At 64.7% G+C, this 23,713-nt stretch carries 25 protein-coding genes; 13 read left to right on the top strand and 12 right to left on the bottom strand.

Annotated elements, in window-relative coordinates; genetic code table 11:
- Window positions 1–1,080 (bottom strand): alpha-ketoacid dehydrogenase subunit beta, encoded by a 1,080-nt coding sequence (locus RT460_RS09920; protein ID WP_313318741.1) that lies wholly within the window; start codon window positions 1,078–1,080, stop codon window positions 1–3.
- Window positions 1,073–2,161 carry a pyruvate dehydrogenase (acetyl-transferring) E1 component subunit alpha gene (pdhA, locus tag RT460_RS09915; protein ID WP_313318740.1) on the bottom strand — a complete coding sequence of 363 codons (1,089 nt, stop codon included), beginning with the start codon at window positions 2,159–2,161 and terminating at the stop codon, window positions 1,073–1,075. The genes RT460_RS09920 and pdhA overlap by 8 nt, the downstream gene beginning before the upstream one ends.
- A gap of 432 nt (window positions 2,162–2,593) precedes the next feature.
- Between pdhA and RT460_RS09910 the strand changes: the two genes are divergently transcribed.
- The 4 genes from RT460_RS09910 (at window position 2,594) to RT460_RS09895 (ending at window position 7,175) form a co-directional block, all read left to right on the top strand.
- On the top strand, window positions 2,594–3,454 hold the full coding sequence (locus RT460_RS09910) for a tryptophan 2,3-dioxygenase family protein (protein WP_313318738.1): 861 nt from the start codon (window positions 2,594–2,596) through the stop codon (window positions 3,452–3,454).
- A gap of 207 nt (window positions 3,455–3,661) precedes the next feature.
- Entirely contained in the window at window positions 3,662–5,170 is a 1,509-nt protein-coding gene (locus RT460_RS09905) for an oligopeptide:H+ symporter (protein ID WP_313318737.1), read from the top strand.
- A 28-nt stretch (window positions 5,171–5,198) separates the two neighbouring features.
- Window positions 5,199–5,774: a thioredoxin family protein gene (locus RT460_RS09900; RefSeq protein WP_313318831.1), complete on the top strand. Its 576-nt coding sequence runs from the start codon at window positions 5,199–5,201 to the stop codon at window positions 5,772–5,774.
- Window positions 5,775–6,038: 264 nt separating this feature from the next.
- Window positions 6,039–7,175: a hypothetical protein gene (locus RT460_RS09895; RefSeq protein ID WP_313318735.1), complete on the top strand. Its 1,137-nt coding sequence runs from the start codon at window positions 6,039–6,041 to the stop codon at window positions 7,173–7,175.
- A 13-nt stretch (window positions 7,176–7,188) separates the two neighbouring features.
- On the opposite strand, the gene RT460_RS09890 is transcribed toward RT460_RS09895, so the two are convergent.
- A complete protein-coding gene (locus RT460_RS09890) occupies window positions 7,189–7,683 on the bottom strand; it encodes a MarR family transcriptional regulator (RefSeq protein WP_313318733.1) in 495 nt (164 codons plus the stop codon).
- A gap of 127 nt (window positions 7,684–7,810) precedes the next feature.
- Here RT460_RS09890 and hppD point away from each other — a divergent pair, with 127 nt between their 5' ends.
- From hppD to hmgA, 3 genes are all read left to right on the top strand, one after another.
- Window positions 7,811–8,920: a 4-hydroxyphenylpyruvate dioxygenase gene (gene hppD, locus RT460_RS09885; protein ID WP_313318731.1), complete on the top strand. Its 1,110-nt coding sequence runs from the start codon at window positions 7,811–7,813 to the stop codon at window positions 8,918–8,920.
- A gap of 101 nt (window positions 8,921–9,021) precedes the next feature.
- On the top strand, window positions 9,022–9,420 hold the full coding sequence (locus RT460_RS09880; protein ID WP_313318729.1) for a DUF559 domain-containing protein: 399 nt from the start codon (window positions 9,022–9,024) through the stop codon (window positions 9,418–9,420).
- A gap of 148 nt (window positions 9,421–9,568) precedes the next feature.
- Complete coding sequence (gene hmgA, locus RT460_RS09875) at window positions 9,569–10,867, top strand: homogentisate 1,2-dioxygenase (RefSeq protein ID WP_313318727.1); 1,299 nt, start codon at window positions 9,569–9,571, stop codon at window positions 10,865–10,867.
- 1 nt (window position 10,868) lies between these two features.
- Here hmgA and RT460_RS09870 read toward each other — a convergent pair whose 3' ends face one another.
- Window positions 10,869–11,384 (bottom strand): hypothetical protein, encoded by a 516-nt coding sequence (locus RT460_RS09870; protein ID WP_313318726.1) that lies wholly within the window; start codon window positions 11,382–11,384, stop codon window positions 10,869–10,871.
- 152 nt (window positions 11,385–11,536) lie between these two features.
- Between RT460_RS09870 and RT460_RS09865 the strand changes: the two genes are divergently transcribed.
- Window positions 11,537–12,106 carry a lectin gene (locus RT460_RS09865; protein WP_313318830.1) on the top strand — a complete coding sequence of 190 codons (570 nt, stop codon included), beginning with the start codon at window positions 11,537–11,539 and terminating at the stop codon, window positions 12,104–12,106.
- Between the two features lie 63 nt (window positions 12,107–12,169).
- On the top strand, window positions 12,170–13,120 hold the full coding sequence (locus tag RT460_RS09860; protein ID WP_313318724.1) for a calcium/sodium antiporter: 951 nt from the start codon (window positions 12,170–12,172) through the stop codon (window positions 13,118–13,120).
- A gap of 137 nt (window positions 13,121–13,257) precedes the next feature.
- Here RT460_RS09860 and RT460_RS09855 read toward each other — a convergent pair whose 3' ends face one another.
- Genes RT460_RS09855 through RT460_RS09830 form a run of 6 tightly spaced genes read right to left on the bottom strand, consistent with a single transcriptional unit; the run spans window position 13,258 to window position 19,123 of the window.
- The gene (locus tag RT460_RS09855) at window positions 13,258–13,590 is read right to left on the bottom strand and encodes a Na+/H+ antiporter subunit G (RefSeq protein ID WP_313318721.1); all 333 of its coding nucleotides are present in this window, start codon (window positions 13,588–13,590) and stop codon (window positions 13,258–13,260) included.
- Window positions 13,587–13,829, bottom strand: a complete 243-nt coding sequence (locus tag RT460_RS09850; RefSeq protein ID WP_313318829.1) for a K+/H+ antiporter subunit F — start codon at window positions 13,827–13,829, stop codon at window positions 13,587–13,589. The genes RT460_RS09855 and RT460_RS09850 overlap by 4 nt, the downstream gene beginning before the upstream one ends.
- Before the next feature lie 38 nt (window positions 13,830–13,867).
- Window positions 13,868–14,374 (bottom strand): Na+/H+ antiporter subunit E, encoded by a 507-nt coding sequence (locus RT460_RS09845; protein ID WP_313318719.1) that lies wholly within the window; start codon window positions 14,372–14,374, stop codon window positions 13,868–13,870.
- Complete coding sequence (locus RT460_RS09840) at window positions 14,371–15,918, bottom strand: monovalent cation/H+ antiporter subunit D (RefSeq protein ID WP_313318718.1); 1,548 nt, start codon at window positions 15,916–15,918, stop codon at window positions 14,371–14,373. Before RT460_RS09840 ends, RT460_RS09845 begins: the two co-directional genes overlap by 4 nt.
- Entirely contained in the window at window positions 15,915–16,295 is a 381-nt protein-coding gene (locus RT460_RS09835) for a Na+/H+ antiporter subunit C (RefSeq protein ID WP_313318717.1), read from the bottom strand. Before RT460_RS09835 ends, RT460_RS09840 begins: the two co-directional genes overlap by 4 nt.
- Window positions 16,295–19,123, bottom strand: coding sequence for a monovalent cation/H+ antiporter subunit A (locus RT460_RS09830; protein WP_313318716.1), 2,829 nt, complete (start codon window positions 19,121–19,123; stop codon window positions 16,295–16,297). Before RT460_RS09830 ends, RT460_RS09835 begins: the two co-directional genes overlap by 1 nt.
- Before the next feature lie 277 nt (window positions 19,124–19,400).
- Here RT460_RS09830 and RT460_RS09825 point away from each other — a divergent pair, with 277 nt between their 5' ends.
- Window positions 19,401–20,324, top strand: coding sequence for an NAD-dependent epimerase/dehydratase family protein (locus RT460_RS09825; RefSeq protein WP_313318715.1), 924 nt, complete (start codon window positions 19,401–19,403; stop codon window positions 20,322–20,324).
- A 31-nt stretch (window positions 20,325–20,355) separates the two neighbouring features.
- Here the strand turns inward: RT460_RS09825 and RT460_RS09820 are convergent, their stop codons facing one another.
- Window positions 20,356–20,829, bottom strand: a complete 474-nt coding sequence (locus RT460_RS09820) for an Mpo1-like protein (RefSeq protein WP_313318713.1) — start codon at window positions 20,827–20,829, stop codon at window positions 20,356–20,358.
- 94 nt (window positions 20,830–20,923) lie between these two features.
- Entirely contained in the window at window positions 20,924–21,850 is a 927-nt protein-coding gene (locus RT460_RS09815; protein ID WP_313318711.1) for a phosphoribosylaminoimidazolesuccinocarboxamide synthase, read from the bottom strand.
- A gap of 165 nt (window positions 21,851–22,015) precedes the next feature.
- Here RT460_RS09815 and RT460_RS09810 point away from each other — a divergent pair, with 165 nt between their 5' ends.
- From RT460_RS09810 to RT460_RS09800, 3 genes are read left to right on the top strand one after another with little or no spacing between them, the layout of a single operon-like run.
- Window positions 22,016–22,345 (top strand): DnaJ domain-containing protein, encoded by a 330-nt coding sequence (locus RT460_RS09810; protein ID WP_313318709.1) that lies wholly within the window; start codon window positions 22,016–22,018, stop codon window positions 22,343–22,345.
- A 12-nt stretch (window positions 22,346–22,357) separates the two neighbouring features.
- The gene (gene rpe, locus RT460_RS09805) at window positions 22,358–23,032 is read left to right on the top strand and encodes a ribulose-phosphate 3-epimerase (RefSeq protein ID WP_313318708.1); all 675 of its coding nucleotides are present in this window, start codon (window positions 22,358–22,360) and stop codon (window positions 23,030–23,032) included.
- A 3-nt stretch (window positions 23,033–23,035) separates the two neighbouring features.
- Window positions 23,036–23,527 (top strand): GNAT family N-acetyltransferase, encoded by a 492-nt coding sequence (locus tag RT460_RS09800; protein ID WP_313318706.1) that lies wholly within the window; start codon window positions 23,036–23,038, stop codon window positions 23,525–23,527.
- Window positions 23,528–23,713: the final 186 nt, after the last annotated feature.

Here is a 23,713-nt window from a genome sequence, read left to right as displayed (position 1 = left end):
TCAGCCCGCCGCGACCGCGCGCTTGGCGGCGGTCACAATCCGCTCAACGCTCGGCAGGTACTTCATCTCCAGGCGGAACAGCGGGATGTGGGTGTCATAGCCGGTGACGCGTTCGACCGGGGCCACCAGGTCGTACATCGACTCTTCGGCCAGGCGGGCGGCGATCTCGGCACCAAAGCCGGCGGTCTTGGGCGCTTCCTGCACGATCACGCAGCGGCCGGTCTTGGCCACCGATTCGGCGATGGTGGCGAAGTCCAGCGGGCGCAGCGTGGCCACGTCGATGACTTCGGCACTGATGCCTTCGCCGGCCAGCTTGTCAGCCGCTTCCAGCGCTTCCTTGACCTGCGCGCCCCAGGTGACCAGGGTGACGTCGGTACCGTCACGCAGCACGAAGCACACGTCCAGCGGCAGTGCTTCGCCATCATTGGCAACCACTTCCTTGTACTGGCGGTAGATGCGCTTGGGCTCCATGTAGATCACCGGATCCGGCTCGCGGATCGCCGCCAGCAGTAGGCCATAGGCGCGCTGCGGGCTGGACGGCAGCACCACGCGCATGCCCGGCACATTGGTGAAGATGGCCTCGTTGGCTTCGCTGTGGTGTTCCGGCGCACGGATGCCACCGCCCCACGGCACGCGCAGCACCATCGGGCAATGCAGGCGGCCACGGGTACGGTTACGCAGGCGTGCGGCGTGGCAGATCAGGTGATCGACCATCGGGTAGACGAAGCCGTCGAACTGCGCTTCGGCCACCGGCTTCATGCCCTGTGCGGCCAGGCCGACGGTGAGGCCGGCGATGGTGGTTTCGTCCAGCGGGGTGTCGAGCACGCGTTGCGGGCCGAACTGCTGCTGCAGGCCGGCGGTGGCGCGGAACACGCCACCGTTGACGCCCACGTCTTCGCCCAGCACCAGCACCGAGGGGTCGTGTTCCATTTCCCAGGCAAGGGCCTGGGTGACGGCTTCGATGAGGGTGATCGGGGTGGCGGTCATCGGGTTGTCTCCGCTGTTGCTCGCCGCGCTGTGCGCGACGCCGTGATCGTGGCTGGCCGGGGTGACAGGAACATTGCGCTTGATGTCATCCATGGCGCTGCTCCAGGGCGATGGCGGCAGCGCGCTGCGCCAGCAGGTCCGGCGGCGGATCGGCGTACAGGTAGTCGAACATCGCCTCGACCGGCTGCACCGGGCAGTTGAGGTAGGCGTTGACCTCCTCATCGACGCGGGTGCCGCACTCGGCGATCCAGTTCTTTTCTTCTTCCTCGCTCCACACGCCCTGCGCGGTGAGGTACTTGCGCAGGCGGATAAGCGGTTCCTTCAACCAGGCCGATTTCACTTCCGCATCGTCGCGGTAGCGGCGTGCGTCATCGGCGGTGGTGTGGTCGGACAGGCGGTAGGTGAGCAGCTCCAGCACCGTGCCGCCCTTGCCGGACAGGGCGCGTTCGCGCGCCTGTTCCATCGCGGCCAGGACTGCGATCAGGTCGTTGCCGTCCACCTGCAGGCAGAACAGGCCACCGGCCAGGCCCTTCTGGGCCAGGGTTTCGGCGCCGGTCTGGGCCGATCGCGGCACCGAGATGGCCCAGCCGTTGTTGACCACGCACAGGATCAGCGGCAGCTGGTAGGCGCCGGCCGAGTTCACCGCGGCATAGAAGTCGGTCTTGGAGCTGCCACCGTCGCCGCAGACGCTGACCGCGACCTGCGGCAGGTTGCGCAGCTTGAACGACAGCGCCGAGCCGGCGGCATGCAGGCACTGGGTGGAGATGGGTACGCAGATCGGGAAATCGCGCACCGCATCACTGTTGCGGTCGTAGTCGCTGCCGCGCTCGTCGCCGCCCCAATACATCAGGACGTCGCGCGGGCGCACGCCGCGCATGAACATGGCGCCGTACTCGCGGTAGCTGGGGGCGAACACGTCGCCTGTCTTCATGGCCGCGCCGATGCCGACGTGGGCCGCTTCATGGCCCAGGCAGGAGGCGAACGTACCCAGCTTGCCGGTGCGCTGCAGCGCCACGGCCTTGGTGTCGAACACCCGCGTGGCCAGCATCTGCTTGAACATCGGCAGCAGGGTCCGCGGGTCGCGTAGCGAGGCGGGAAGATCGTCACGTACCAGGTTGCCGTCGGCATCCAGGTACTGCAGGTAATCGATTTGGAACTGGGCGGAAACCGTCATTGCAGCAACACCTTGGACAGATGGTTTCAAATGATAGGAATTGCACATGGTAAGGACTCAGGCCGAAAAAGCCGTCCTGCGCCGCAGCACGATTGACCGGGTACAGGGCGGCTTTGTTCCGCCGGGCTCAACATGGGCAAGCAAACGCAACGTATTCAGTCTGTAAGCGCAGAGGTGGCACATTGTCGCGCCAGCGGGGTTTGGGCGTGTTTCGATTCCGTTTGCGCGGGAGGGCCGACCGGTAGAGCCGAGCCATGCTCGGCAGCGGAGAGGAAGGTAGTGCCGAGCCATGCTCGGCAGCGGCGTTACCGGGAAGGCCGCAGCCGAGCATGGCTCGGCTCTACCGGGGGGCGGGTGCTCGAGGCATAAGGCGACCCAGCGTGCCGGCATCGGCCTGCGTTACCCTTGCCGCCCCATCCGATGGCCAGGCCGATGACCGTAGAAAAGAACCAGCGTGAGCTCGAAGCCGGTATCCATACCGATCTGCAGGGCCGGCTCACCTACGGCGGCTACCTGCGCCTGGACCAGCTGCTGTCGGCCCAGCAGCCGCTGTCCAACCCGCCGCACCACGACGAAATGCTGTTCATCATCCAGCACCAGACCTCGGAGCTGTGGCTCAAGCTGCTGGGCCATGAGCTGCGTGCGGCGCGCGGCCACATGCAGCGTGACGAGGTCTGGCAATGCCGCAAGGTGCTGGCGCGGGCCAAGCAGGTGCTGCGCCTGTTGACCGAGCAGTGGGCGGTGCTGGAAACCCTGACGCCGTCCGAATACATGGGCTTCCGCGACGTGCTGGGCCCGTCCTCGGGCTTCCAGTCGCTGCAATATCGCTATATCGAGTTCCTGCTCGGCAACAAGAACGCCGACATGCTCAACGTGTTCGCCCATGACCCGGAAGGCCAGGCGCAGCTGCGCGAGGTATTGGAAGCGCCCAGCCTGTACGAGGAGTTCCTGGCCTACCTGGCGCGCTTCGGCCATGCCATCCCGGCGGCCTACGATGGCCACGACTGGACCCAGCCCCACGTCAGCGACCCGGCCCTGCGCCAAGTCTTCGAGAACATCTATCAGGACACCGATCGCTATTGGCGTGAGTATTCGCTGTGCGAAGACCTGGTGGACCTGGAAACCCAGTTCCAGTTGTGGCGCTTCCGGCACATGCGCACGGTGATGCGGGTGATCGGCTTCAAGCGCGGTACTGGCGGTTCCAGCGGCGTAGGCTTCCTCCGACAGGCGCTGGAGCTGACCTTCTTCCCGGAGTTGTTTGAAGTACGCACCAGCATCCGCGCCGACGCCTGAGTTCCGTCAGGGCGTCGAAACTTCAACCTATTCAGCGTGTTGCGATGAGCAAGGGGGCGTTGCAAGGCGTCCCCAGGCCGGCATTGCCCGGTGCTTTGTTGCGGCAGTATCCATTTGACGTGGTGCAGCCGCTTCGGTGATCCTCGCCCGTCGCGCCGTTTCCGGCCGGCTTTTTCGTACTTGCCCAACTATTCAGGGGACACCCGCATGAGCGCTGCCGCGCCCAATTCGACACCAACCCCGGCGCCCGTGCCGGAGTTCAAGACCACCCTCGGCCATCCGCGTCCGCTGTGGATGCTGTTCATGACCGAGTTCTGGGAACGCTTTGCGTTCTACGGCATCCGCTGGGCACTGGTGTTGTACATCGTTGCCCAGTTCTTCGGCGGCGATGCCAAGGGTGAGGAGTCGGCCAGCCATACCTACGGTGCCTACCTGGCGCTGGTGTATGCGGCGGCGATCTTTGGTGGCTATGCCGCCGACCGGATCATCGGCTACCAACGCTCGATCCTGATGGGTGCGGTGATCATGGCCGCCGGCCTTTTCATGATCGCCATCCCCAATCCGCAGATATTCAACCTGGGCCTGGCCACGATCATCGTCGGCAACGGCCTGTTCAAACCCAACATCTCCACGATGGTGGGCAAGCTGTACAAGCTGGATGACGAGCGCCGCGACTCGGGCTTCACCATCTTCTACATGGGCATCAACATGGGTGCGATGATCTCGCCGATCCTCACCCAGATCCTGGCGCAGAAGGTGTTCGGCACCGACGCCATGCCGGCCTACAAGATGGTGTTCATCGCCTCGGGCATCGGCATGCTGATCAGCCTGGTGTGGTTCCAGTTCGAGCGTCATCACCTCAAGGGCATCGGTGCGCCGCTGCCGGACAAGCCGGGCAGCGGCCCGGTGATCAAGACCGCCATTGCCTGCCTGGTCGCCATCCCGGTGATGTACGGCCTGCTCAATGCCGGTGCCAATGCACTGCAGGTGATCCTGACCGTGATGTTCATCGGTCTGGGCATCATGCTGCTGATCGAAGGCATCCGCGAAGGCAAGGTGGCACGCAACCGCGTGATCGCCATGCTGATCATCTTCACCTTCAACGTGCTGTTCTGGATGTTCTTCGAACAGGCCGGCAGCTCCTTCACCTTCCTGGCCGATCGCATCGTTGACCGCCAGTTCGGTGACTGGACCTTCCCGACCGCGTGGTTCCAGTCGGTCAACTCGATTGCCATCATCACCCTGGCGCCGGTCCTGGCCTGGTTGTGGGTGCGCCTGGGCAAGGCCAATCCGTCGATCCCGCGCAAGTTCGGCCTGGGCCTGATCTTCAACGGCCTGGCCTTCCTGCTGCTGATGTTCGCCCTGTCCAGCCTGCTTGATCCGGGCACCAACAAGATCCCGTTCTGGACCCTGTTCGCGGTCTACTGGATCCAGTCCATCGGTGAGCTGTGCCTGTCGCCGATCGGCCTGTCGATGGTGACCAAGCTGGCACCGGTACGGCTGGTCGGTTTCGCGATGGGTGGCTGGTTCCTGTCCACCGGCATCGGCAACAATCTGGCCGGTCTGTTTGCAGGCCACGTCAGCGGCGCCGGTGGCATGACCGTGCAGTCGGCCCATGCCGGTTACACGATGGGCTTCTGGATCCTGATCGGCGGCGGTGTGCTGCTGTTCCTGATCGCCCCGCTGGTGCAGAAACTGATGCACGGTGTGAAGTAAGGAGTTAGCGATGAAACAGCTGTTCGGAATGGTTCTCCTGTTGCTTACCGTGGCGCTGGCTGGCTGCAATCAACCACCGCCCGCCGCGCCGGAAAAGGTGCAGCCATTGGATACCTCCGAGCAGAAGGCGCCGGTGGCCGACACCAGCCAACCGGTTGCCTCGGGCAATACCCCCACCGCAGCGGATATTGCTGCGGTGGCCGGGCTCAACGCCCAGTTCGATCCGGCCCGTGACCCTGTCGCGGACCTGGAAACGGCCAAGGTCGAGGCCCAGCGCGGCGGCAAGCGGATCATGCTGGATGTGGGCGGCGAGTGGTGCTCCTGGTGCCATCTGCTGGACGCCTTCATGGAAGGTGATTCGGAGCTGCGCCGCTTCCGTGATGCCAATTACGTGTGGATGAAGGTCAACTTCAGCGACGAGAACGAGAACGCGGCTTTCCTGGCGCGCTTCCCCGAGATCAAGGCCTACCCGCACCTGCTGGTGCTGGATGCCGATGGCCAGTTGCTGCATTCGCAGTTCACTGGTGATCTGGAGAAGGGCAAAGGCTATGACCGCGCCAAGTTCGAAGCCTTCCTGAAGGAATGGGCGCCGCCGGCGAAGTGAGTCGGCTTGCTGATGGAACGAAGACGGCGCCAAAAGGCGCCGTTTTTTATAGCCCCCTCCCTTGCGCATCGGGCAGTGGAGGATGGGGGAGGGGTGTTTTTGATTTTGCTGTTTGCTGGCAGCAAAGCCAAAGCCAAAGCCAAAGCCAAAGCCAAAGCACCCCTCCCCAACCCTCCCGTTGGCCTTTGGCCAAAGGGAGGGGGCAAAGCCACGGTCGTAATCTTCATTTCCTCCACGTGCGGCCGCTAACGGATCATTCCTTCCGTGCGCGCCTCCCCCATGCAGCCAGCTGCCAGCATCGCTCCCGACGCCGCACCATCCGCCGAGTTGGCGCCCGCCGGCACCAGCCTCCCCACCGTGGAGGAACTGCTGGACGACGAGGCTGCAGCAGCGCAGGAAGTGGCGCCAGCGCCGCGCTATCGCCTGCCGCAGGCGGCGGTGCCACCCAACATCATGTTGCAGTCGGCGGTTACGCGGCTGGTCGAGCAGAAGGAACAGATCGACCAGATCGCACGCAATGGTCTGTTGGCCGGTTTGCTGCCGGCGGAATGGAATAGCAGCCCCGGCAATGAGCTGCGCGCCTTCGTCGCGTCGGTGGTGCCGTTCGCCTCTGACGCCGCACGCGGGGAAACCATCGCTGCGCGGGTGCCGCTGAAGTTCCTGCTGGGCCATTCGCAGCGCTGGGGCGTACAGGACGTGGCCGAGCCCCGGTCGCTGTCGGTCTTTCTATCCAGTGATGACCGCGCCAACAGCGGCACGCCCGAGCATGCCGAGGTGATGCTGCTGGCACCGTTGGGCCTGGCCTGGGCGCACAGCGGGCGCAGCCGGGTCGGCTTCCTGCGCAGCATGGGCCTGGAATCGATGGCTGCGCGTGTCACCGCTCTGCCGTACCCGTCCGCTGAGCAGCTGGCGCTCTACCAGGTCAGTTGCGAGGGCACCTCGCAGATCTGGTGCGTGTTGGACAAGCGCAAGCTGCGCGCGCTGTCAGCGCCGGCATTGACCCTGCCGCTGTTGGCCGCCTATGGGGTGGCCGTGCCGCAATCCTGGCCTTCGAACTGGCCTGATCCTGCAGACGTTGGCGCGGAGCTGGCCTTGGCACGGACCGGTAAGACCGTTGCTGAAGTCGATCTGGTCAAGCTTGTGGACAAAATCGGACGCAACCGCGCTGGCGAGTCATGGACTGGCGCCAGCCTGATGCAGCTGCACACCTGGGTGCCCCGCTGGCGATTATTCCTGGCCTCGTTCATCGGCCTGCCTGCCGGCCTGCTGCTATTGGCGGCGCTGGCCTTGCCCGGCCACGTGGAAGCGGCAGCGGTGGCCGCGGCGCTCGGCTTTGCCGGCGGTGCGATCGCGGCGCTGGCCGCGCCGTGGATCTATGCGCGGCGCAAGCACCTGAGTTGATCGGCGTTGCCGATCAACCCTCGGTCATGCGCTGCAGACCGGTGTCGGCCAGGCGCGTGATCAGGCGTTCGAGTACCTGCTCTTCTTCCTCGCTGAGCGCCGACATCAGGCGGCGTTCCATCTCGATGACCATCGGCGCGATGGTTTCGTAGACTTCAAAGCCTGCGGCCGACAAGGCCAGCACCGAGCGGCGACGGTCATCGCCGTGGGTCTCGCGTTTGATGAAGCCGCGCTCCAGCAGGCGCGCCACCGCGCGGCTGACCGCCACCTTGTCCATCGCCGTGCGCTCGGACACTTCGCTGGCCGAGGAGCCCGGATACAGCGCCAGGATGGTGATCACCCGCCACTCGGGAATGGCCAGGCCATAGCGCTCGCCGTACAGCCGGGCGATGTTGCCGCTCACCCGGTTGGACAACACGCTGATGCGGTAGGGCAGGAACTGCTCAAGATCCAGCAACACGTGCGAGGCGCGGATGCTGGTGGACTTGCTGTAATCGGAAGAGCTCATGCTGCAGTGCACCTTGATGGTGGTTTCATGTGAAACTATAACCTTCGGTCCAGACCCGCTTTTTGGGGCGGATCTTCCTGTTTTCATCGCCGGTACCCCGGCGACCGCCATGCTCCCGGAGGCCACCATGAACACCCCTACTGCATCCAACACGCCCAACCTGGGCATGCAGGTCACCACCTTTGAAAACCCGATGGGTATCGATGGTTTTGAGTTCGTCGAGTTCGCCGCACCGGCGGGGCAGGCTGCCCAGCTGCACGACTACTTCAAGAACATGGGGTTCACGGCCGTCCTCCGCCACCGGCAGCGTGCTATTACCGTCTACCGTCAAGGCGGCGTCAACTTTCTTGTGAACGAGGAGCCCGATTCGTTCGCTGCCGACTTCGCCGCCAAGCACGGCCCGAGCGCCTGTGGCTTCGCCATCCGCTTCCAGAAGCCGGCCGCCGAGGTGCTTTCCCTGGCCCTGGCCAACGGCGCCACGGAAGTGGACCTGCTGCCGGAAACCCGCGCGGTGCCGGCCCCGGTGATCAAGGGCATTGGCGACTGCATGCTGTATCTGGTGGACCGCTACGGCCAGGCCGGCAGCATCTACGACGCCGACTACGAGGCCATTGAAGGCGCCGACCAGAACCCGGTCGGCTTCGGCCTGACCTTCATCGACCACCTGACCCACAACCTGTATCTGGGCAACATGCAGCAGTGGTCGGACTATTACGAGCGCCTGTTCAACTTCCGCGAGATCCGTTACTTCGACATCAAGGGCGCCAAGACCGGCCTGGTGTCCAAGGCGATGACCGCACCGGACGGCATCGTGCGTATCCCGCTCAACGAGTCGTCCGACCCGAAGAGCCAGATCAATGAATACCTGGACGCCTACAAGGGCGAGGGCATCCAGCACATCGCCTGCTTCACCGACAACATCTACGACACGGTCGAGGCGATGCGGGCACGTGGCGTGGAGTTCCTGGATACGCCGGACGCTTATTTCGACGTGGTCGACCTGCGTATCCCGGACAACGGCGAAGACGTGCCGCGCCTGCGCAAGAACAAGATCCTGATCGACGCCGACCCGGAAACCAAGCAGCGCAAGCTGCTGCAGATCTTCACCCAGAACTGCATCGGCCCGATCTTCTTCGAGATCATTCAGCGCAAGGGCAATGAAGGCTTTGGCGAGGGTAATTTCCAGGCCTTGTTTGAAAGCATCGAGCGTGACCAGATGAAGCGTGGCGTGCTGTAAGCGCTGAAGTGCCGTAAGACATAGCCCCTCTCCCGCCGGGAGAGGGGTTGGGGTGAGGGCGAAGCTGCTAAAGATCATGAAAGGCGCAAGGAGGCCATTTCATGAGCTACAGCAGCAAGCCACCACTACCGACGGTCACCCTTGGCCGTGCACGCAGGCTTCGCCGTAACCTGACCGACGCCGAGCGCAAGCTCTGGAACAGATTGAGGAATGGCCAGCTGTGTGGGCTGAAGTTTCGCAGACAGCACCCGGTTCCACCGTACATCGCGGATTTTTATTGCGAAGCCAGGCGACTGGTGGTGGAGCTCGATGGCTCACAGCACAATGAAGACGTCGATCGCGTACGCACTCGCTTTCTTGAGCAGCAAGGTTTGACCGTATTGCGCTTCTGGGACAACGATGTGGTGCTGCAGGTGGATGCGGTGCTGGAAGCCATTTTGATGATGGCTGAAAGCCTTGCCCTCACCCCAACCCCTCTCCCGGAGGGAGAGGGGCTTTAAGCGGCAATGTTTCAGCTCTTACCCTCACCCCAACCCCTCTCCCGGAGGGAGAGGGGCTTTAAGCGGCAATGCTTCAGCTCTTACCCTCACCCCAACCCCTCTCCCGCAGGGAGAGGGGCTTCAACGTAACAACACAGGCAGGTTCGTGATGGTCAGCAACGCTTATCAATCCGGCTTCGGTAATGAATTCGCCACCGAGGCTGTGCCCGGCACCTTGCCGGTGGGTCGCAATTCGCCGCAGCAGGTGGCGCACGGGCTGTATGCCGAACAGCTGACCGGCACCGCCTTCACCGCGCCGCGTGGCAGCAACCGCCGCAGCTGGCTGTACCGCATTCGCCCGGCGGCGATGCACGGTGAGTTCACGCCGTTCGAGCAGCCGCACCTGCATAGCGATTTCAGTCATGCAGCGGCTTCGCCCAACCAGCTGCGCTGGGACCCGTTGCCGCTGCCGAGCACCCCCACCGATTTCATCGATGGCCTGTACACGATGGGCGGCAACGGCTCGGCCGAAGCCCACGCCGGTGCCGGCATCCACCTGTATGCCGCCAATGCCGACATGCGCGGGCGCTATTTCTACAACGCCGACGGCGAGCTGTTGATCGTGCCGCAGCTGGGCCGGCTGCGCCTGCGTACCGAGATGGGCCTGATCGAGATCGAGCCGCAGCAGATCGCGGTGATACCGCGCGGTGTGCGCTTTGCGGTCGAGCTTCCCGACGGGCAGGCGCGCGGCTATGTGTGCGAGAACTTCGGCGCGCTGTTGAAGCTGCCCGACCTCGGCCCGATCGGCAGCAACGGCCTGGCCAATCCGCGTGACTTTGAAACCCCGGTTGCTGCCTACGAAAACCTCGACGGGCAGTTCGAGCTGGTCGCCAAGTTCCAGGGCCGCTTGTGGCGCGCTGACATCGGCCACTCGCCGCTGGACGTGGTGGGCTGGCACGGCAACTACGCGCCGTACCGTTACGACCTGCGCAACTTCAACACCATCGGCTCGATCAGCTACGACCATCCGGATCCATCGATCTTCCTGGTGCTGCATTCGGCCAGCGACACGCCGGGCACCAGCAACCTGGATTTCGTGATCTTCCCGCCGCGTTGGCTGGTGGCGCAGAACACCTTCCGGCCGCCGTGGTTCCACCGCAACATCGCCAGCGAGTTCATGGGGCTGATCCACGGCGCCTACGATGCCAAGGCCGAGGGTTTCGTGCCGGGTGGTGCGTCGATACACAACTGCATGACCGGCCATGGCCCGGATGCGGCGACCTTCGACAAGGCCTCGCAAGCCGACCTGTCCAAGCCCGATGTGATCAAGGACACCATGGCCTTCATGTTCGAAACCCGTGGCGTGATCCGCCCGACCGAACAGGCGATGCAGGCCGCGCACCGCCAGCGTGGCTACCAGGCCTGCTGGAGCGGGCTGCGCAACAACTTCACTCCGCCCAAGGGCTGAGTCAGGCCGGCAGCGGTGCTGCTTCCAGCACCGCCGCCAGATGTGCCTCCGGCAGTACTTCCAGCAGGCGGCCACGCACGCGCTCGGTGTAGCCGGCCGAGGTCATCGCCGGCAGGTGGTTGAGCGCCAGCTTCAGTGCGTTCACGGTGTCGGCCTCCTCGCGCGCTGCCTGCAACAGTCTGTGCAGCTGGGCGGCGGTGGGGTTGCGCTGCAATGCCAGGATATCCAGCACGTAGATGCGGGCGGCGACCATCGAGCGGCGCCGCTCACTGGCGGCTGGCGTCGGCACGTCTGCTGCTGGCGGGGGCGCGTGGGTCGGTGCAGTTTCGGCCAGCAGATAGCCATCGCGCTGCAACTGCGCGATCAGTGTTGACGTGTCCTCACCCAGCATGCCGCTGATCTCGGCCAGGCTGCGCTTGCCGTCGCACAGGATCAGCGCCCGCCGTTGGCGCAGGTCCAACGCGGCGCGGTGAGATTGCAGCGCGGTGCGGCCAAGTTCGGTCTTGTGCGGTTGCATGGGCGTCGGGCGCGGACGGAGCGGGCCTCAAGCCTGTATGGGGCAGGTGAAATGATCATGACAAGGCGTCTTCGCACGGGTCGGGCGCCGATGCCGCTAGACTCGGGCGCGGACCAGTCTGGAGCCGTCGCATGAACCGAATTGCCCTGCCGTTGTCCCTGTTGGCCGTGCTGCTGGTTGCCTGCCAACGCACGCCGCCGGCGCCGACCGCGGCGCCAGCCAGCGCCGAGCCAGCCGCCCCATCCGGGAGTTCTGCTGGCGCAGCACCTGTGGCAACCGGTGATGCCGACTGGCAGGGCTATGGCCCGGCGCAGCTGGGTATCGATGTCGAGCAGCTGCGCACGGCCTGGGGCCAGGAGCTGCAGGGCGATGCTGCCGCCGACGGCGGCTGCTACTACCTGTCCCCGCCGGCGCGCACCGAGGCGGGACCGTTCTTCATGCTGGAAGGCAACCAGTTTGTGCGTTATGACGTGCGTGGCGGCGATGCACCGGCCCCCGGTGGCGGCAAGGTCGGCATGGACCTGCCCCAGTTGCAGGCGCTCTACCCGCAGGCCGAACAGCCACAGCCGCACAAGTACGTGGAGGGAGGCAAGGTAGTGAGGGTGCCGGCCAGCGATGGCAGCCAGAGCTGGCTGGTGTTCGAACTGGGCGCCGATGGCAAAGTCAGTTCCTGGCGGGTAGGCCTGCCGCCACAGGTGGATTACGTGGAAGGCTGCGGCTGATACGCTTCAGCCGCGACAGCCACGGCTGTTTGACGCTGCCATCAACGCCGGGAGAAACGAAGGATGTTCGAAGCTATCGCATGGTTTGTACTTGGGCTGGTATTGCTGGCCCTGGGCGGTGACTCCATCGTCAAGGCAGCTTCGGGCCTGGCCCAGCGCTTCGGGGCGTCGCCGTTCGTTGCCGGTCTGCTGCTGGTGGCCTTTGGTACTTCGTTGCCGGAGCTGGTGGTCAATGCGCGCGCCTTTGCCGTGGGTGCGCAGGAGTTGGCGTTGGGCAACGCGGTCGGCAGCAACATCGTCAACGTTGGTTTGACCCTGGCCCTGGCGGCGCTGGCGTTCCCCTTGGTGGTGCGTACGCGCTTGCTGTCGCCGCTGCTGGTCCTGCTGGCGGTGGCAACCTTGGCCTTGATCGTGTTTGGCCTGGATGGGGCGATCAGCCGTATCGAGGGCATCGTGTTGCTGGTGGCTTTCGTGGCGATGCTGGCCTTCGTGCTGACCCGTGCCCGACAGGAGCCGGTGGCGCTGCAGGAGGCCATTGCCGATTACGCCACTACCCGCACGGTGCTGGGGTTGAACCTGATCCGCTTGGTCATCGCCGCGGTGGTGCTGTATTACGGCGCGCGCTTTGTCGTGCAGTCGGCACCCGTGCTTGGCGCGGGTTGGGGGATGTCGCCGTTGTTGGCAGGCCTGCTGCCGGTGGCAATTGGTACCGCGCTGCCGGAGGTGGCCGCGGCCATCGCCGCAGCACGCCGTGGGCAGGGCGACATGGTGGTGGGCCACGTGATCGGCTCCAGCCTGTTCAATCTGCTGGTGGTCGTGGGCGGTATGGCGGCGCTGCGGCCCATGCCGTTGCCGGCTTCGTTCGTGCGCCTGGAGTTGCCGGCGGCGATCGTCTTCGTGTTGATGCTCTACCCGATGCTGCGGGGTGACCTGAAGATCAGCCGTGGTGAAGGCGCGATTCTGTTTGTCGCCTTCCTGGCATGGGTGGGGCTGGAGCTGGCGCTGCTGCGCTGACGCGGTAGTTGTAGCGCCGAGCCATGCTCGGCGGGGGCTTTCCCGATAAGGCTTCAGCCGAGCATGGCTCGGCACTACAGGGCATTCCTGGGCAGGCCATATGCCGAGCATGGCTCGGCACTACAGTGCTGCCGTTCTTACCGCGAGGCGTCGTCTTTCGGCGGCTCCGGCCGGCTTTCCATCATCAGTGACAATGCCGCCTTGGCCATCAGGTGCGCGCTGATGGGTGCGGTGATGAACAGGAAAACGGTGATCAGCAGCTCGCGTGGTTGCGGGTCTTCGCCCAGGAAAATGTGGTAGGCCACCGAACACACCAATACGCAGCCGACACCCAGCGTGCTGGCCTTGGTCGGTGCATGCAGGCGTTTGAAGAAGTCCGAAAAGCGCACCAGGCCCAGCGCACCGACCAGGATGAAGAAGCAGCCAAAGGCCAGCAGTGCCGACAAGGCGATCTGCAGGAAAGTGATCATTCGACGATATCCCTGCGCAGCACGAACTTGCTGAGTACCACCGTGCTGCAGAAACCCAGCATGGCGATGATCAGTGCGGCTTCAAAATAGATGGCCGAGTCCAGGTACATGCCGAACAGCATCAGCTCGGCAATGGCGGTGATCGACAAGGTATCCAGCGCGAGGATGCGATCCGGCACGGTGGGGCCGCGCAGCAGCCGCCACAGCGCCAGCAGCATGGCGATGCCGACCACGTGCATGCATACCACCAGGGTGGTTTCGAATATCTGGTAACCGTTCACGGGAAGATCTCCATCAGCGGCGCTTCGTAGCGGCTCTTGATCTCTTTGATCAGGGCGTTGGCATCCTCAAGGTGCAGTACGTGCACCAATAGATGGCGGCGATCCTCGGACAGCGCCGCCGACACCGTGCCCGGGGTCAGGGTGATGAAGCTGGTCAATGCGGCGATGCCGTGGATGTTGGCGATATCCAGTGGCACCCAGATGAAGCCTGGCTTGAGCTTCTGTTCCGGCCCCAGCACCTGCGCGGCCACGCGCAGGTTGGACACCAGGATGTCCCACAGCACGACCGCAATCAGCTTGGGTACCGGTCGCAAACTGCCCAGGCGGGCGAACTCGCGGTCGAGGCGGGCAGCGAACAGGGGGATCACCAGGCCCAGTACCAGGCCCAGCACGAACTGGCCCAGGTCGAAGCTGGAGGACATCACCATCCAGAACGCCAGCACGGTGATCGACAGCGCCGGAGATGGGAACAGCCTGCGCAACAGGGAACGACGACGACTCATGGCTGCCTCACCTGTGGCGTGGTGCCACGCACGTCGTGCAGGTATTGTTCTGGAGCCAGCAACTGGTCGGCGATGGCGTCGGTCTGTCGCATCAAGGGTGCGGCGAACACGGTCATCAGCACGGCATAGCCCAGCAGCAGGCAGGCGGCGGCGGTTTCGAAGGGGCGTGCTGGCGCTTCGGCCGGTTCCGGCTCGGGCGCCACGTCGTCATCGCCGGGCACATGCCAGAACAGGCGGATGCCGGTGCGTACCAGGCCCATGATCACCAACAGGCTGCTGCCCAGCACCACCGCCCACACCACGCCGGTGTGTGCCTGCGGTACCGCTTGCAACAGGGCGGCTTTGGCCAGGAAGCCCGCCAGCGGTGGCAGGCCGGCAACCGCCACGGCGGCGAACAGATACAGCAGCCCAGGCACGGTCTTGCCTGGCAGCACTGCCACCAGCTCGTGGTTGCGACGACGGTCGGCCTGCAGGCGCCGGCGCCGCATCAGGTCGGCGATCAGGAACAGCGCGGCGGCGACAAAGGTGCTGTGCGGCAGGTAATACAGGCCGGCCGAAATCGTGCCGGCATTGCCCAGCGCGAAGGCGATGAACAGCGTCGCCGCCGACACCACCACCAGATAGGCGACCAGCACGCTCATGCGGGTGGCCGCCAACGCGCCCAGCGCGGCCACCGCCAAGGTGGCGATGCCCGCCCACAGCAGCCAGTCGCTGCCATAGCCGCTCATCGCGCCGGCGTCGGCATCGAACCACAACGAGGTGACGCGCAGCACCGAGTAAAGCCCGACCTTGGTCATGATCACAAACAGTGCGGCCACCGCCGCCGGTGCGCGTGCATAGGATTCGGGCAGCCACAGGTACATCGGCAACAGCGCCGCCTTGGAGCAGAACACCAGCAGCAGCAGGCCCAGCGCTGCCTTGGCCAGCTTCAGGTGCGAGGGTGGCAGTTCGGCGATGCGCTGGCCGATCTCGGCCATGTTCAACGAGCCCAGGGTGGCGTAGAGCATGCCCAGCGCGATCAGGAACAGGGTCGAGGCGGTGACGTTGAACACCACGTAATGCAGGCCGATGCGCATGCGCAGGCCGCGCCCGCCGGATAGCAGCAGGCCGTAGGAGGCGATCAGCATCACCTCGAAGAACACGAACAGGTTGAAGATGTCGCCGGTCAGGAAGGCGCCGTTGAGGCCAACCAGTTGGAACTGGAACAGCGCATGGAAGTGCGGCGCGCGCCGGTCCCAGCCGGTGCAGGCGTACAACAGGCAGGCAATGGCCAGTAGCAAGGTGGTGGCCAGCATCCAGCCGGCCAGGCCATCGGCGACCAGGGCGATGCCCAACCGCGCCGGCCAGTCGCCCAGCAGGTAGGCCGAGATCTGGCCCTGGCTGGTCTGCGCGAACAGCAGGCCAACGGCGACCGCCAATGCCGCCATGCTGGCCCAGGCCACGCTGCGCTGCACTTTGGGGCCGTAGCGGCGGTGCTCGATGAAAAGGGACAGCGCCGCGCCGAGCAGCGGGATCAGGATCGGCAGGATCACCAGATGGTTCATGCGCCGGCTCCCGGCTTGGCCGCATCGTCAGCCGGCAGCTCGGGCTCGTGGGCGTCCACATGATCGCTGTGGTTGTCGCTGCGGCTGCGCATGGCCAGAACGATGCTCACCGCGGTCATCGCAAAGGCGATCACGATGGCGGTCAGCACCAGCGCCTGCGGCAGGGGGTCGGTGTAATGGGCCAGGCTGGTGGCCACGCCGTCCTTGAGCACCGGCGCCTTGCCGATCACCGGCCGGCCCGCACTGAAGATCAGCAGGTTGGTGGCGTAGGACAGGAAGGTCATGCCCAGGATCACGTCGAAGCTGCGCGCACGCAGCAACAGGTAGATGCCGATGCCGGCCAGTACGCCGATGGCGCTTGCCAGTGCCAGTTCCATCAGTGCATCTCCCCGGTGCGTGCCGAACGGCGGTGGATATCGATTTCGCCGTTGCGGGCATTGCGGGTGCGCGAGGGCTTGATGGTGCCCATCATCGACAGGATCAGCATCACCCCGCCGAACACCACCAGGTACACGCCGGTATCAAAGCCAATGGCACTGGCCAGCGGTACGGTGCCGATCAGGGGCAGCTCAAGGTCCAGGTGGCCGCTGGTCAGGAACGGCACACCGAACAGCATCGAGGCCGCGCCGCTGAGCAGGGCGATCAACAGGCCCAGGCCAATGCAGCGGATGTAATCGAAGCCGAAGCGCGATTCCACCGATTCGGTGCCCTGGATCACGTACTGGATCAGCAGCGGCACCGCCAGCACCAGGCCGGCAATGAAGCCGCCGCCGGGCGCGTTGTGGCCGCGCAGGAACAGGAAGATCGACACCGTCAGGGTCAGCGGGAACATGATCTGGGCCAGGTCGGCCGGCACCGGCAGCTTGATCGGCGGGCCGGGCATGATCTGTTCCGGCGCCATCCGCGTGCGTCGCAGCATGGCGTGCACCACCAGCGCGGCGATGCCGAACACGGTGATCTCGCCAAAGGTATCGAAACCGCGGAAGTCGACCAGGATCACGTTGACCACGTTGTGGCCATAAGCCTCGGGCAGCGAGCGCAGCAGCATTTCGCCGGCCATGGTGTTGGGCGGCAGGGTCATCAGCGAATAAGCCAGTGCGGCGATGCCGCCACCGGCGACGATGGCGATCAGCGCATCGCGGCGCTTGCGCCAGCGCGAATGCTCGGGCGGTGACTGGGCCGGCAGGTAGTTCATGCCCAGCAGCATCAGCACCAGGGTCACCATCTCCACCATCAGCTGGGTCAGCGCCAGGTCCGGGGCAGACAGGAACACGAAGGTCAGTGCCACCATCAGGCCGGTGCCGCCCATCACGATCACCGCCAGCAGGCGCTGCTGGTACAGGAACAGGCCGGCGAACGCGCAGGCCAGCATCACCAGCCACAGCGTCCAGCCCAGCAACGGCAGCGATTGCGGCGCCGGCCAGACCGGCATGGCCGGATTGGCGATATACGGGGCGGCGGCGACGATCACCGCCACCAGTACCAGCGCAAACAACATGCGCTGCAGGCTGCCATTGGCCAGTGCATTGGTGACGCTGTGGGCGAAGCCGAACAGCAGGTCCAGCCCGTGGTGGAACAGGTTTTTGCCGGTGGGGCGGTTGCGCGCGGCATACAGATCGGTGAAGCGGCGCAGGCCGAAGTACAGCGCCACGCCACCGACCACGCCCACCGCGCTCATCGCCAGCGGCAGGTTGAAACCATGCCAGACCGACAGGCTGTACTGCGGCATCGAGGCGCCGAGGATCGATGCCGCTGCCGTGTGCAGCACCGGCGCGATGGTCAGCGCCGGGGCGATGCCGACGGCCAGGCAGATCACCACCAGCACTTCCACCGGTACCTTCATCCAGCGCGGCGGTTCGTGTGGCACCACGTCGATGTCGAGCGGGCCCTTGCCGAAGAAGGTGTCATGGACGAAGCGCAGGCTGTAGGCGACACCCAGGATGCCGGCCAGCAGGGCGGCAGCGCTGATCGCCGATCGCATCCAGTCCGGGCCCTGCGTCGCCAGTGCTTCGGCGAACAGCATTTCCTTGGACAGGAAGCCGTTGAGCAGCGGGATGCCGGCCATGGCCAGCGAGGCGACGATGGCCAGCGCGCTGGTGACCGGCATCAACCGACGCAGGCCACCGAGCTTGCGCATGTCGCGGGTACCGGTCTCGTGGTCGATGATGCCGGCGGCCATGAACAACGAGGCCTTGAAGGTGGCGTGGTTGAGGATGTGGAACACGCCGGCAACCACCGCCATTGGCGTGGACAGACCAAACAGCAGGGTGATCAGGCCCAGATGCGATATCGTCGAATAGGCCAGCAGGCCTTTGAGATCGTGCTGGAAGATCGCATTCCAGGCGCCGATCAGCAGGGTGATCGCACCGATGCCGCTGACCACGTAGAAGAACAGTTCGGTGCCGGCCAGCGCCGGGTGCAGGCGCGCCAGCAGGAATACGCCGGCCTTCACCATGGTGGCCGAGTGCAGATAGGCCGACACCGGCGTGGGCGCGGCCATGGCGTGCGGCAGCCAGAAGTGGAAGGGGAACTGCGCGCTCTTGGTGAAGATGCCGGCCAGCACCAGCAGCAATGCCCACGGGTACAAGGCACTGGCGCGGATCAGCTCACCCGAGGCGAGTACCACGTCCAGGTCGAAGCTGCCGACGATGCGGCCGATCAACAGCACGCCGGCCAGCAGCGCCAGGCCGCCACCGCCGGTGACGATCAAGGCCATGCGCGCGCCCTCGCGGGCGTCCTTGCGGTGCGACCAAAAGCCGATCAGCAGGAACGAGCTGATGCTGGTCAGTTCCCAGAACACCATCAGCAGCAACAGATTGCCGGCCAGCACCATGCCCAGCATCGCGCCCATGAACAGCAGCAGATAGCTGTAGAAGCGGCGCGCGCTGTCCTTGGCTGACAGGTAGTAATGCGCGTACAGCACCACCAGTGCACCGATGCCCAGCACCAGGCCGGTGAACATCCACGCCAGCCCATCCAGGCGCAGGCTGAAATCCAGGCCGATCTGCGGCAGCCATTGCCAGCTGTTGCGGATCACCTCACCGTCGATCACCGTCGGCGTCACGCTGCCCAGCAGGGCCAGGCCCAGGACGGGGGCAGCCGCTGCCATGCATGCAGCTGCTCCGCGGGACAAGCGGCCTATCAGGGCGATGGCCGCTGCCAGCAGAAAGGGCAGCGCAAGCAGCAGCAACAGGACTGGCGTCATGTAGGGCGCGGTTCAGAAAGGGGTTTTGCAGTCTAACAGGCGCTTTTTTACGTCCGGAACCTTTTTATGAACAAGTCGTTCGGGTTGGGCGCCGCCTTGCAGGCACAGCAACGCTGCCAACCCCGGAACAACGCCGCCTGGCGATTCCGGTCCTGCGTGATCACAGGCCACGGGAGCGCAGGAAAGGCCGATCACCTGCCGCATGGGTAGCCATGGCCACAGCCAGCATCGGCCGATCAACCATTGCGGAAAGTTCGCGGCCGCCTATCCTCTGGGGATGGAGAAAGAAACAAGCGATGCCACCGGTCGGCGCCGAGCCTTGGTGTTTGGAGGGACCGGTCAGATCGGCGTCCCCTTGGTGGACTACCTGCTGGCGGCAGGATGGGATGTGCTGGCGGTATCGCGTCAGGCGCATCCGGACAGGCACGGACTGCATTGGGTGCAGGCAGATCTTTATGGCTTCTGGCGCGAAGAACAGGCGTTCGACGCGGTGATCAGCTGTGGCCCATTGGACAACTTTGCCCGCTGGTACGCCGGTTCCGTCGTGGCTACGCCGCGGATAGTGGCATTTGGTTCGACCAGTGCCGAGGTCAAGCAGGATTCGGCCGAAGCTGCGGAACGGGATGTCGCACGGCGTCTGCAGCAGGCCGAGCAGTTGCTGTTCGCCACGGCCGCCGAGCGCAGCGTTGCGGTCACCGTGCTGCGGCCCACCCTGATCTATGGAGCGGGGCGCGACAAGACCCTGACTGCGATTGCGCGGATGGCGCTGCGCACCAAGGTGTTCGCGTTGCCGACCTGTGCCAGGGGGGCGCGCCAGCCGGTGCACGTGGATGACCTGGCCATGGCGGCGATGCAGGTGCTTGGGTCAGAGCGAACCCACGGGCAGGTGTACGCGGTTGGAGGGGGCGAAGTGCTGCCCTACAGCGTAATGGTCCGGCGTGTGCTGGCCACCTTGCGGCCACGGCCGCTGTTTCTCAGGCTGCCAACGCCATTGTTCCTGTGGGCACTGCGCAAGGCCCACGCCAAAGGACGCTTGCTGGGCTTGAATGAAGCTGTGCTTGAGCGCATGCGCGATTCGCTGGCCTTCGACATCGAGCCGGCGCGCCGCGACTTTGGCTATGCGCCACGCCGATTCGTGGTGGATCAGGCCATGTTCCAAGGGGCCGGGGATGGTGATGATGTCCCGTTGATGGAAACCTGAGCGGGCCCGCAGTGCGTTAGCGCGCCTACGCTCAGTATCGCCACCCAAACTGCCGGAACAGCTTGGCCAGCACCCAGATCGGACCGATCAGCAGATAGGTCAGGTCGGTGAGGAAGCTGGGGCGGCGGCCTTCGATCTTGTGGCCGATGAACTGTGCGATCCAGGCCACCACGAATACGCCAATGGCGATGTAGAGCAGCATCTGGATGCCAAGCCGGTCTTCCAGCAGGCGGCAGATGCAGCCAAACACGAAGAAGATGATCAGCATGCCGATGCCCAACGGGCGCGACAGGCGGTTGTAATAGGACCAGGTGCCAAACATGGCCAGCGCTGCCCAGATCCCATGCTGGAACCAGGGCAGCAGCGGCGGTATGCACCACAACAGGGCGATGACCGACCACAGGATCGCGGGTACCGCGATGACATGGATGGCCTGGTTGGTGTGGTTGACGTGATCGCCGGAGTAGCTGGCGAAATAACGATCCACCGGTCGCGCAATACTCATTCCACATCCCTCCCGGGTTGACCGGCAGAGCATAGCGCGGCTTCCCTACGGATGCGCACGGTGCAAGTGCGCATCCGTGATGGATACAGCAGGATCAGTCGACGCTGATGCCGGCCAGCTTGTCCAGCGCTTCGGCGTACTTGGCGCGGGTACGCTCGATCACCTCGGCCGGCAGCGCCGGGCCGGGGGCGGTTTTGCCCCAGTCCAGCGTCTCCAGGTAGTCGCGCACGAACTGCTTGTCATAGCTCGGCGGGCTGATGCCGACCTGGTATTCGTCGGCAGGCCAGTAACGCGAGGAGTCCGGGGTCAGCATCTCGTCCATGATGTACAGACGGCCATCGGCGTCGGTGCCGAACTCGAACTTGGTATCGGCCAGCAGGATGCCGCGTTCGGCCGCGTACTCGGCGGCGAACTTGTAGATGCGCAGCGTTGCATCGCGCACCTTTTCGGCCATGTCCGCGCCCACTGCCTTGACCATCGCATCGAAATCGATGTTCTCGTCATGGTCGCCCACCGCCGCCTTGGTGGACGGGGTGAAGATCGGTTCCGGTAGCTTCTGTGCCTGTTGCAGGCCATCGGGCAGGGCAATGCCACTGATCTTGCCGGTGCGCTGGTAGTCCTTCCAGCCGCTGCCGATCAGATAGCCGCGGGCAATGGCTTCCACCGGTACCGGCTTGAGCTTCTTGGTTACCACCGCACGCTTGGCATACAGCGCCGGGTCCACGCCTTCGGGCAGCACGCTGGCCACGTCGATGCCGGTCAGGTGGTTGGGCATCAGGTGCGCGGTCTTGGCGAACCAGAAGTTGGATACCTGGCACAGCATCTCGCCCTTGCCCGGGATCGGGTCGGGCAGCACCACGTCGAACGCGGAGAGGCGATCGGTAGCGACCATCAACAGGTATTCGCCCGGGGGAGTACCGGCTGGCAGACGTTCGCGCGGGATATCAAACACATCACGCACCTTGCCGCGATGGCGCAAGGGCAGGCCGGGAAGATCGGATTGCAACAGCGTGGTCGGCACGGGCACTCCTGGGACTTGGCAATGAATGCCGCCGGCTTGGAGGACCCGGGTCTGGAGGACCCGCAGGGCCCGCGGCTGGTCGGCGGGCGGCCTAGTGTACGGCCGGATCGGGCCGCTGTGGCATAAAATGCACGTCTTGATTGTCCTCAGGCCATTCACCCACCCATGCGCTGGTACGGAAAATTGTTCGGCTTCATCGCCGGGGCCCTGCTTTTCAGGCCCAACCCCCTGTTTGGCGCGGTTATCGGCCTGTTGCTGGGCCATGCCTTCGACAGCGACTGGTTCAAGCTGGGCAAGGACCTGCCCTACCGTGAATTGGGGGTTACCCGCGACGCTACCGATGCCGAGATCGACCTGGCCTACCGTCGCCTGATGTCCCAGTACCACCCTGACAAAGTGGCCGGCGCCGCCCCCGAGTTGCGCGCCCAGGCCGAAAAGAAGGCCCGGCAGATCAACGCCGCCTATGACCGCATCAAAACCCTGCGCAAGCGCTGAAAGGCCCCCGTCATGTCCAACTGCATCATCGCCCCGTCCATTCTCTCGGCCAATTTCGCCAAGCTCGGCGAGGAGGTCGACAACGTCCTGGCAGCCGGTGCCGACTGGGTCCATTTCGACGTGATGGACAACCACTACGTGCCCAACCTGACCATCGGCCCGATGGTCTGCCAGGCCCTGCGCAAGCACGGCGTGACCGCGCCGATCGACGTGCACCTGATGGTCGAGCCGGTAGACCGCATCGTGCCGGATTTCGCCGAGGCCGGCGCCAGCATCATCAGCTTCCACCCGGAAGCCAGTCGCCACGTCCACCGCACCATCCAGCTGATCAAGTCGCACGGTTGCAAAGCCGGCCTGGTGCTGAACCCGGCCACCCCGGTCGAAGTGCTGGATTGGGTGCTGGAGGACCTTGACCTGGTGCTGCTGATGTCGGTGAACCCGGGGTTCGGTGGCCAGGCCTTCATCCCGTCGACGCTGGACAAGCTGCGCGCGGTGCGGGCGATGATCGACAAGCTTGGCAAGCCGGTGCTGCTGGAAGTGGATGGTGGCGTCAAGGCCGACAACATCGGCGAAATCGCCGCCGCCGGTGCCGATGCCTTCGTGGCCGGCTCGGCCATCTTCAACGCACCCAGTTACGCCGATGTCATCAGCAAGATGCGCGGCAATGTTGCTGCGGCGCGGAGCTGAGTGATGTGCGCGGCTGAAGTGCAGATTCGTCCGGCAGTTGCCGATGACGCAGGCCTGATCCTGCACTTCATCCGCGAACTGGCCATCTACGAGAAGGCCGAATCCTCGGTACAGACCGAAGAGGCCGGCATTCGCGCCAGCCTGTTTGGTGCCGATGCCAAGGCGCAAGCGCTGATCTGTGAGCGCGATGGCCAGGCCATCGGTTATGCGGTGTTTTTCTACAACTATTCGACCTGGCTGGGCCGCAACGGCATCTACCTGGAAGATCTGTACGTCAGCCCCGAGGCACGCGGCAGTGGTGCGGGCAAGGCCCTGCTGCAGTACATCGCACGCTTGGCGGTGGCGCAGGGGTGTGGGCGTTTTGAGTGGTCGGTGCTGGATTGGAATACCCCGGCCATCGATTTCTACAAGGCCGCCGGCGCGGTCGCCCAGGACGAATGGACCGTGTATCGCCTACAAGGTGATGCACTACAGAAATTCGCCAAAGGCGAATGAGGTAGTGCCGAGCCATGCTCGGCAGAGGCTTTCCCGGTAATGCCCGAGCCGAGCATGGCTCGGCACTACAGGGACAAAAGCCGCAATGGCAGCACGCAGTGGAGCGCTCTCGCAAATCTTCGCATTGGCAGTGCAAAAGGGCGAGGTGTCATGAGTAGTGCCGAGCCATGCTCGGCAGAGGCTTTC

Origin of the sequence: Stenotrophomonas sp. (assembly GCF_032061965.1) — a bacterium.
In the GTDB taxonomy this organism is placed as follows: domain Bacteria; phylum Pseudomonadota; class Gammaproteobacteria; order Xanthomonadales; family Xanthomonadaceae; genus Stenotrophomonas.
Note: the sequence above shows the minus strand (reverse complement) of the source record. Positions and strands in the feature narration are given on the sequence as shown.

Excerpts from the sequence above, each read along its gene's own strand:
- RT460_RS09860 (WP_313318724.1), top strand. The coding sequence starts at position 12,170 with ATGTTCGAAGCTATCGCATGGTTTGTACTTGGGCTGGTATTGCTGGCC.
- RT460_RS09855 (WP_313318721.1), bottom strand. The coding sequence starts at position 13,590 with ATGATCACTTTCCTGCAGATCGCCTTGTCGGCACTGCTGGCCTTTGGC.
- hmgA (WP_313318727.1), top strand. The coding sequence starts at position 9,569 with ATGGTCAGCAACGCTTATCAATCCGGCTTCGGTAATGAATTCGCCACC.
- RT460_RS09920 (WP_313318741.1), bottom strand. The coding sequence starts at position 1,080 with ATGGATGACATCAAGCGCAATGTTCCTGTCACCCCGGCCAGCCACGAT.
- RT460_RS09905 (WP_313318737.1), top strand. The coding sequence starts at position 3,662 with ATGAGCGCTGCCGCGCCCAATTCGACACCAACCCCGGCGCCCGTGCCG.
- RT460_RS09840 (WP_313318718.1), bottom strand. The coding sequence starts at position 15,918 with ATGAACCATCTGGTGATCCTGCCGATCCTGATCCCGCTGCTCGGCGCG.
- rpe (WP_313318708.1), top strand. The coding sequence starts at position 22,358 with ATGTCCAACTGCATCATCGCCCCGTCCATTCTCTCGGCCAATTTCGCC.
- RT460_RS09910 (WP_313318738.1), top strand. The coding sequence starts at position 2,594 with ATGACCGTAGAAAAGAACCAGCGTGAGCTCGAAGCCGGTATCCATACC.
- RT460_RS09835 (WP_313318717.1), bottom strand. The coding sequence starts at position 16,295 with ATGGAACTGGCACTGGCAAGCGCCATCGGCGTACTGGCCGGCATCGGC.
- RT460_RS09880 (WP_313318729.1), top strand. The coding sequence starts at position 9,022 with ATGAGCTACAGCAGCAAGCCACCACTACCGACGGTCACCCTTGGCCGT.
- RT460_RS09825 (WP_313318715.1), top strand. The coding sequence starts at position 19,401 with ATGGAGAAAGAAACAAGCGATGCCACCGGTCGGCGCCGAGCCTTGGTG.
- RT460_RS09800 (WP_313318706.1), top strand. The coding sequence starts at position 23,036 with ATGTGCGCGGCTGAAGTGCAGATTCGTCCGGCAGTTGCCGATGACGCA.
- pdhA (WP_313318740.1), bottom strand. The coding sequence starts at position 2,161 with ATGACGGTTTCCGCCCAGTTCCAAATCGATTACCTGCAGTACCTGGAT.
- RT460_RS09820 (WP_313318713.1), bottom strand. The coding sequence starts at position 20,829 with ATGAGTATTGCGCGACCGGTGGATCGTTATTTCGCCAGCTACTCCGGC.
- RT460_RS09830 (WP_313318716.1), bottom strand. The coding sequence starts at position 19,123 with ATGACGCCAGTCCTGTTGCTGCTGCTTGCGCTGCCCTTTCTGCTGGCA.
- RT460_RS09890 (WP_313318733.1), bottom strand. The coding sequence starts at position 7,683 with ATGAGCTCTTCCGATTACAGCAAGTCCACCAGCATCCGCGCCTCGCAC.
- hppD (WP_313318731.1), top strand. The coding sequence starts at position 7,811 with ATGAACACCCCTACTGCATCCAACACGCCCAACCTGGGCATGCAGGTC.
- RT460_RS09845 (WP_313318719.1), bottom strand. The coding sequence starts at position 14,374 with ATGAGTCGTCGTCGTTCCCTGTTGCGCAGGCTGTTCCCATCTCCGGCG.
- RT460_RS09870 (WP_313318726.1), bottom strand. The coding sequence starts at position 11,384 with ATGCAACCGCACAAGACCGAACTTGGCCGCACCGCGCTGCAATCTCAC.
- RT460_RS09850 (WP_313318829.1), bottom strand. The coding sequence starts at position 13,829 with ATGCACGTGGTCGGCATCGCCATGCTGCTGGCGCTGTGGCGGCTGCTG.
- RT460_RS09900 (WP_313318831.1), top strand. The coding sequence starts at position 5,199 with ATGGTTCTCCTGTTGCTTACCGTGGCGCTGGCTGGCTGCAATCAACCA.
- RT460_RS09810 (WP_313318709.1), top strand. The coding sequence starts at position 22,016 with ATGCGCTGGTACGGAAAATTGTTCGGCTTCATCGCCGGGGCCCTGCTT.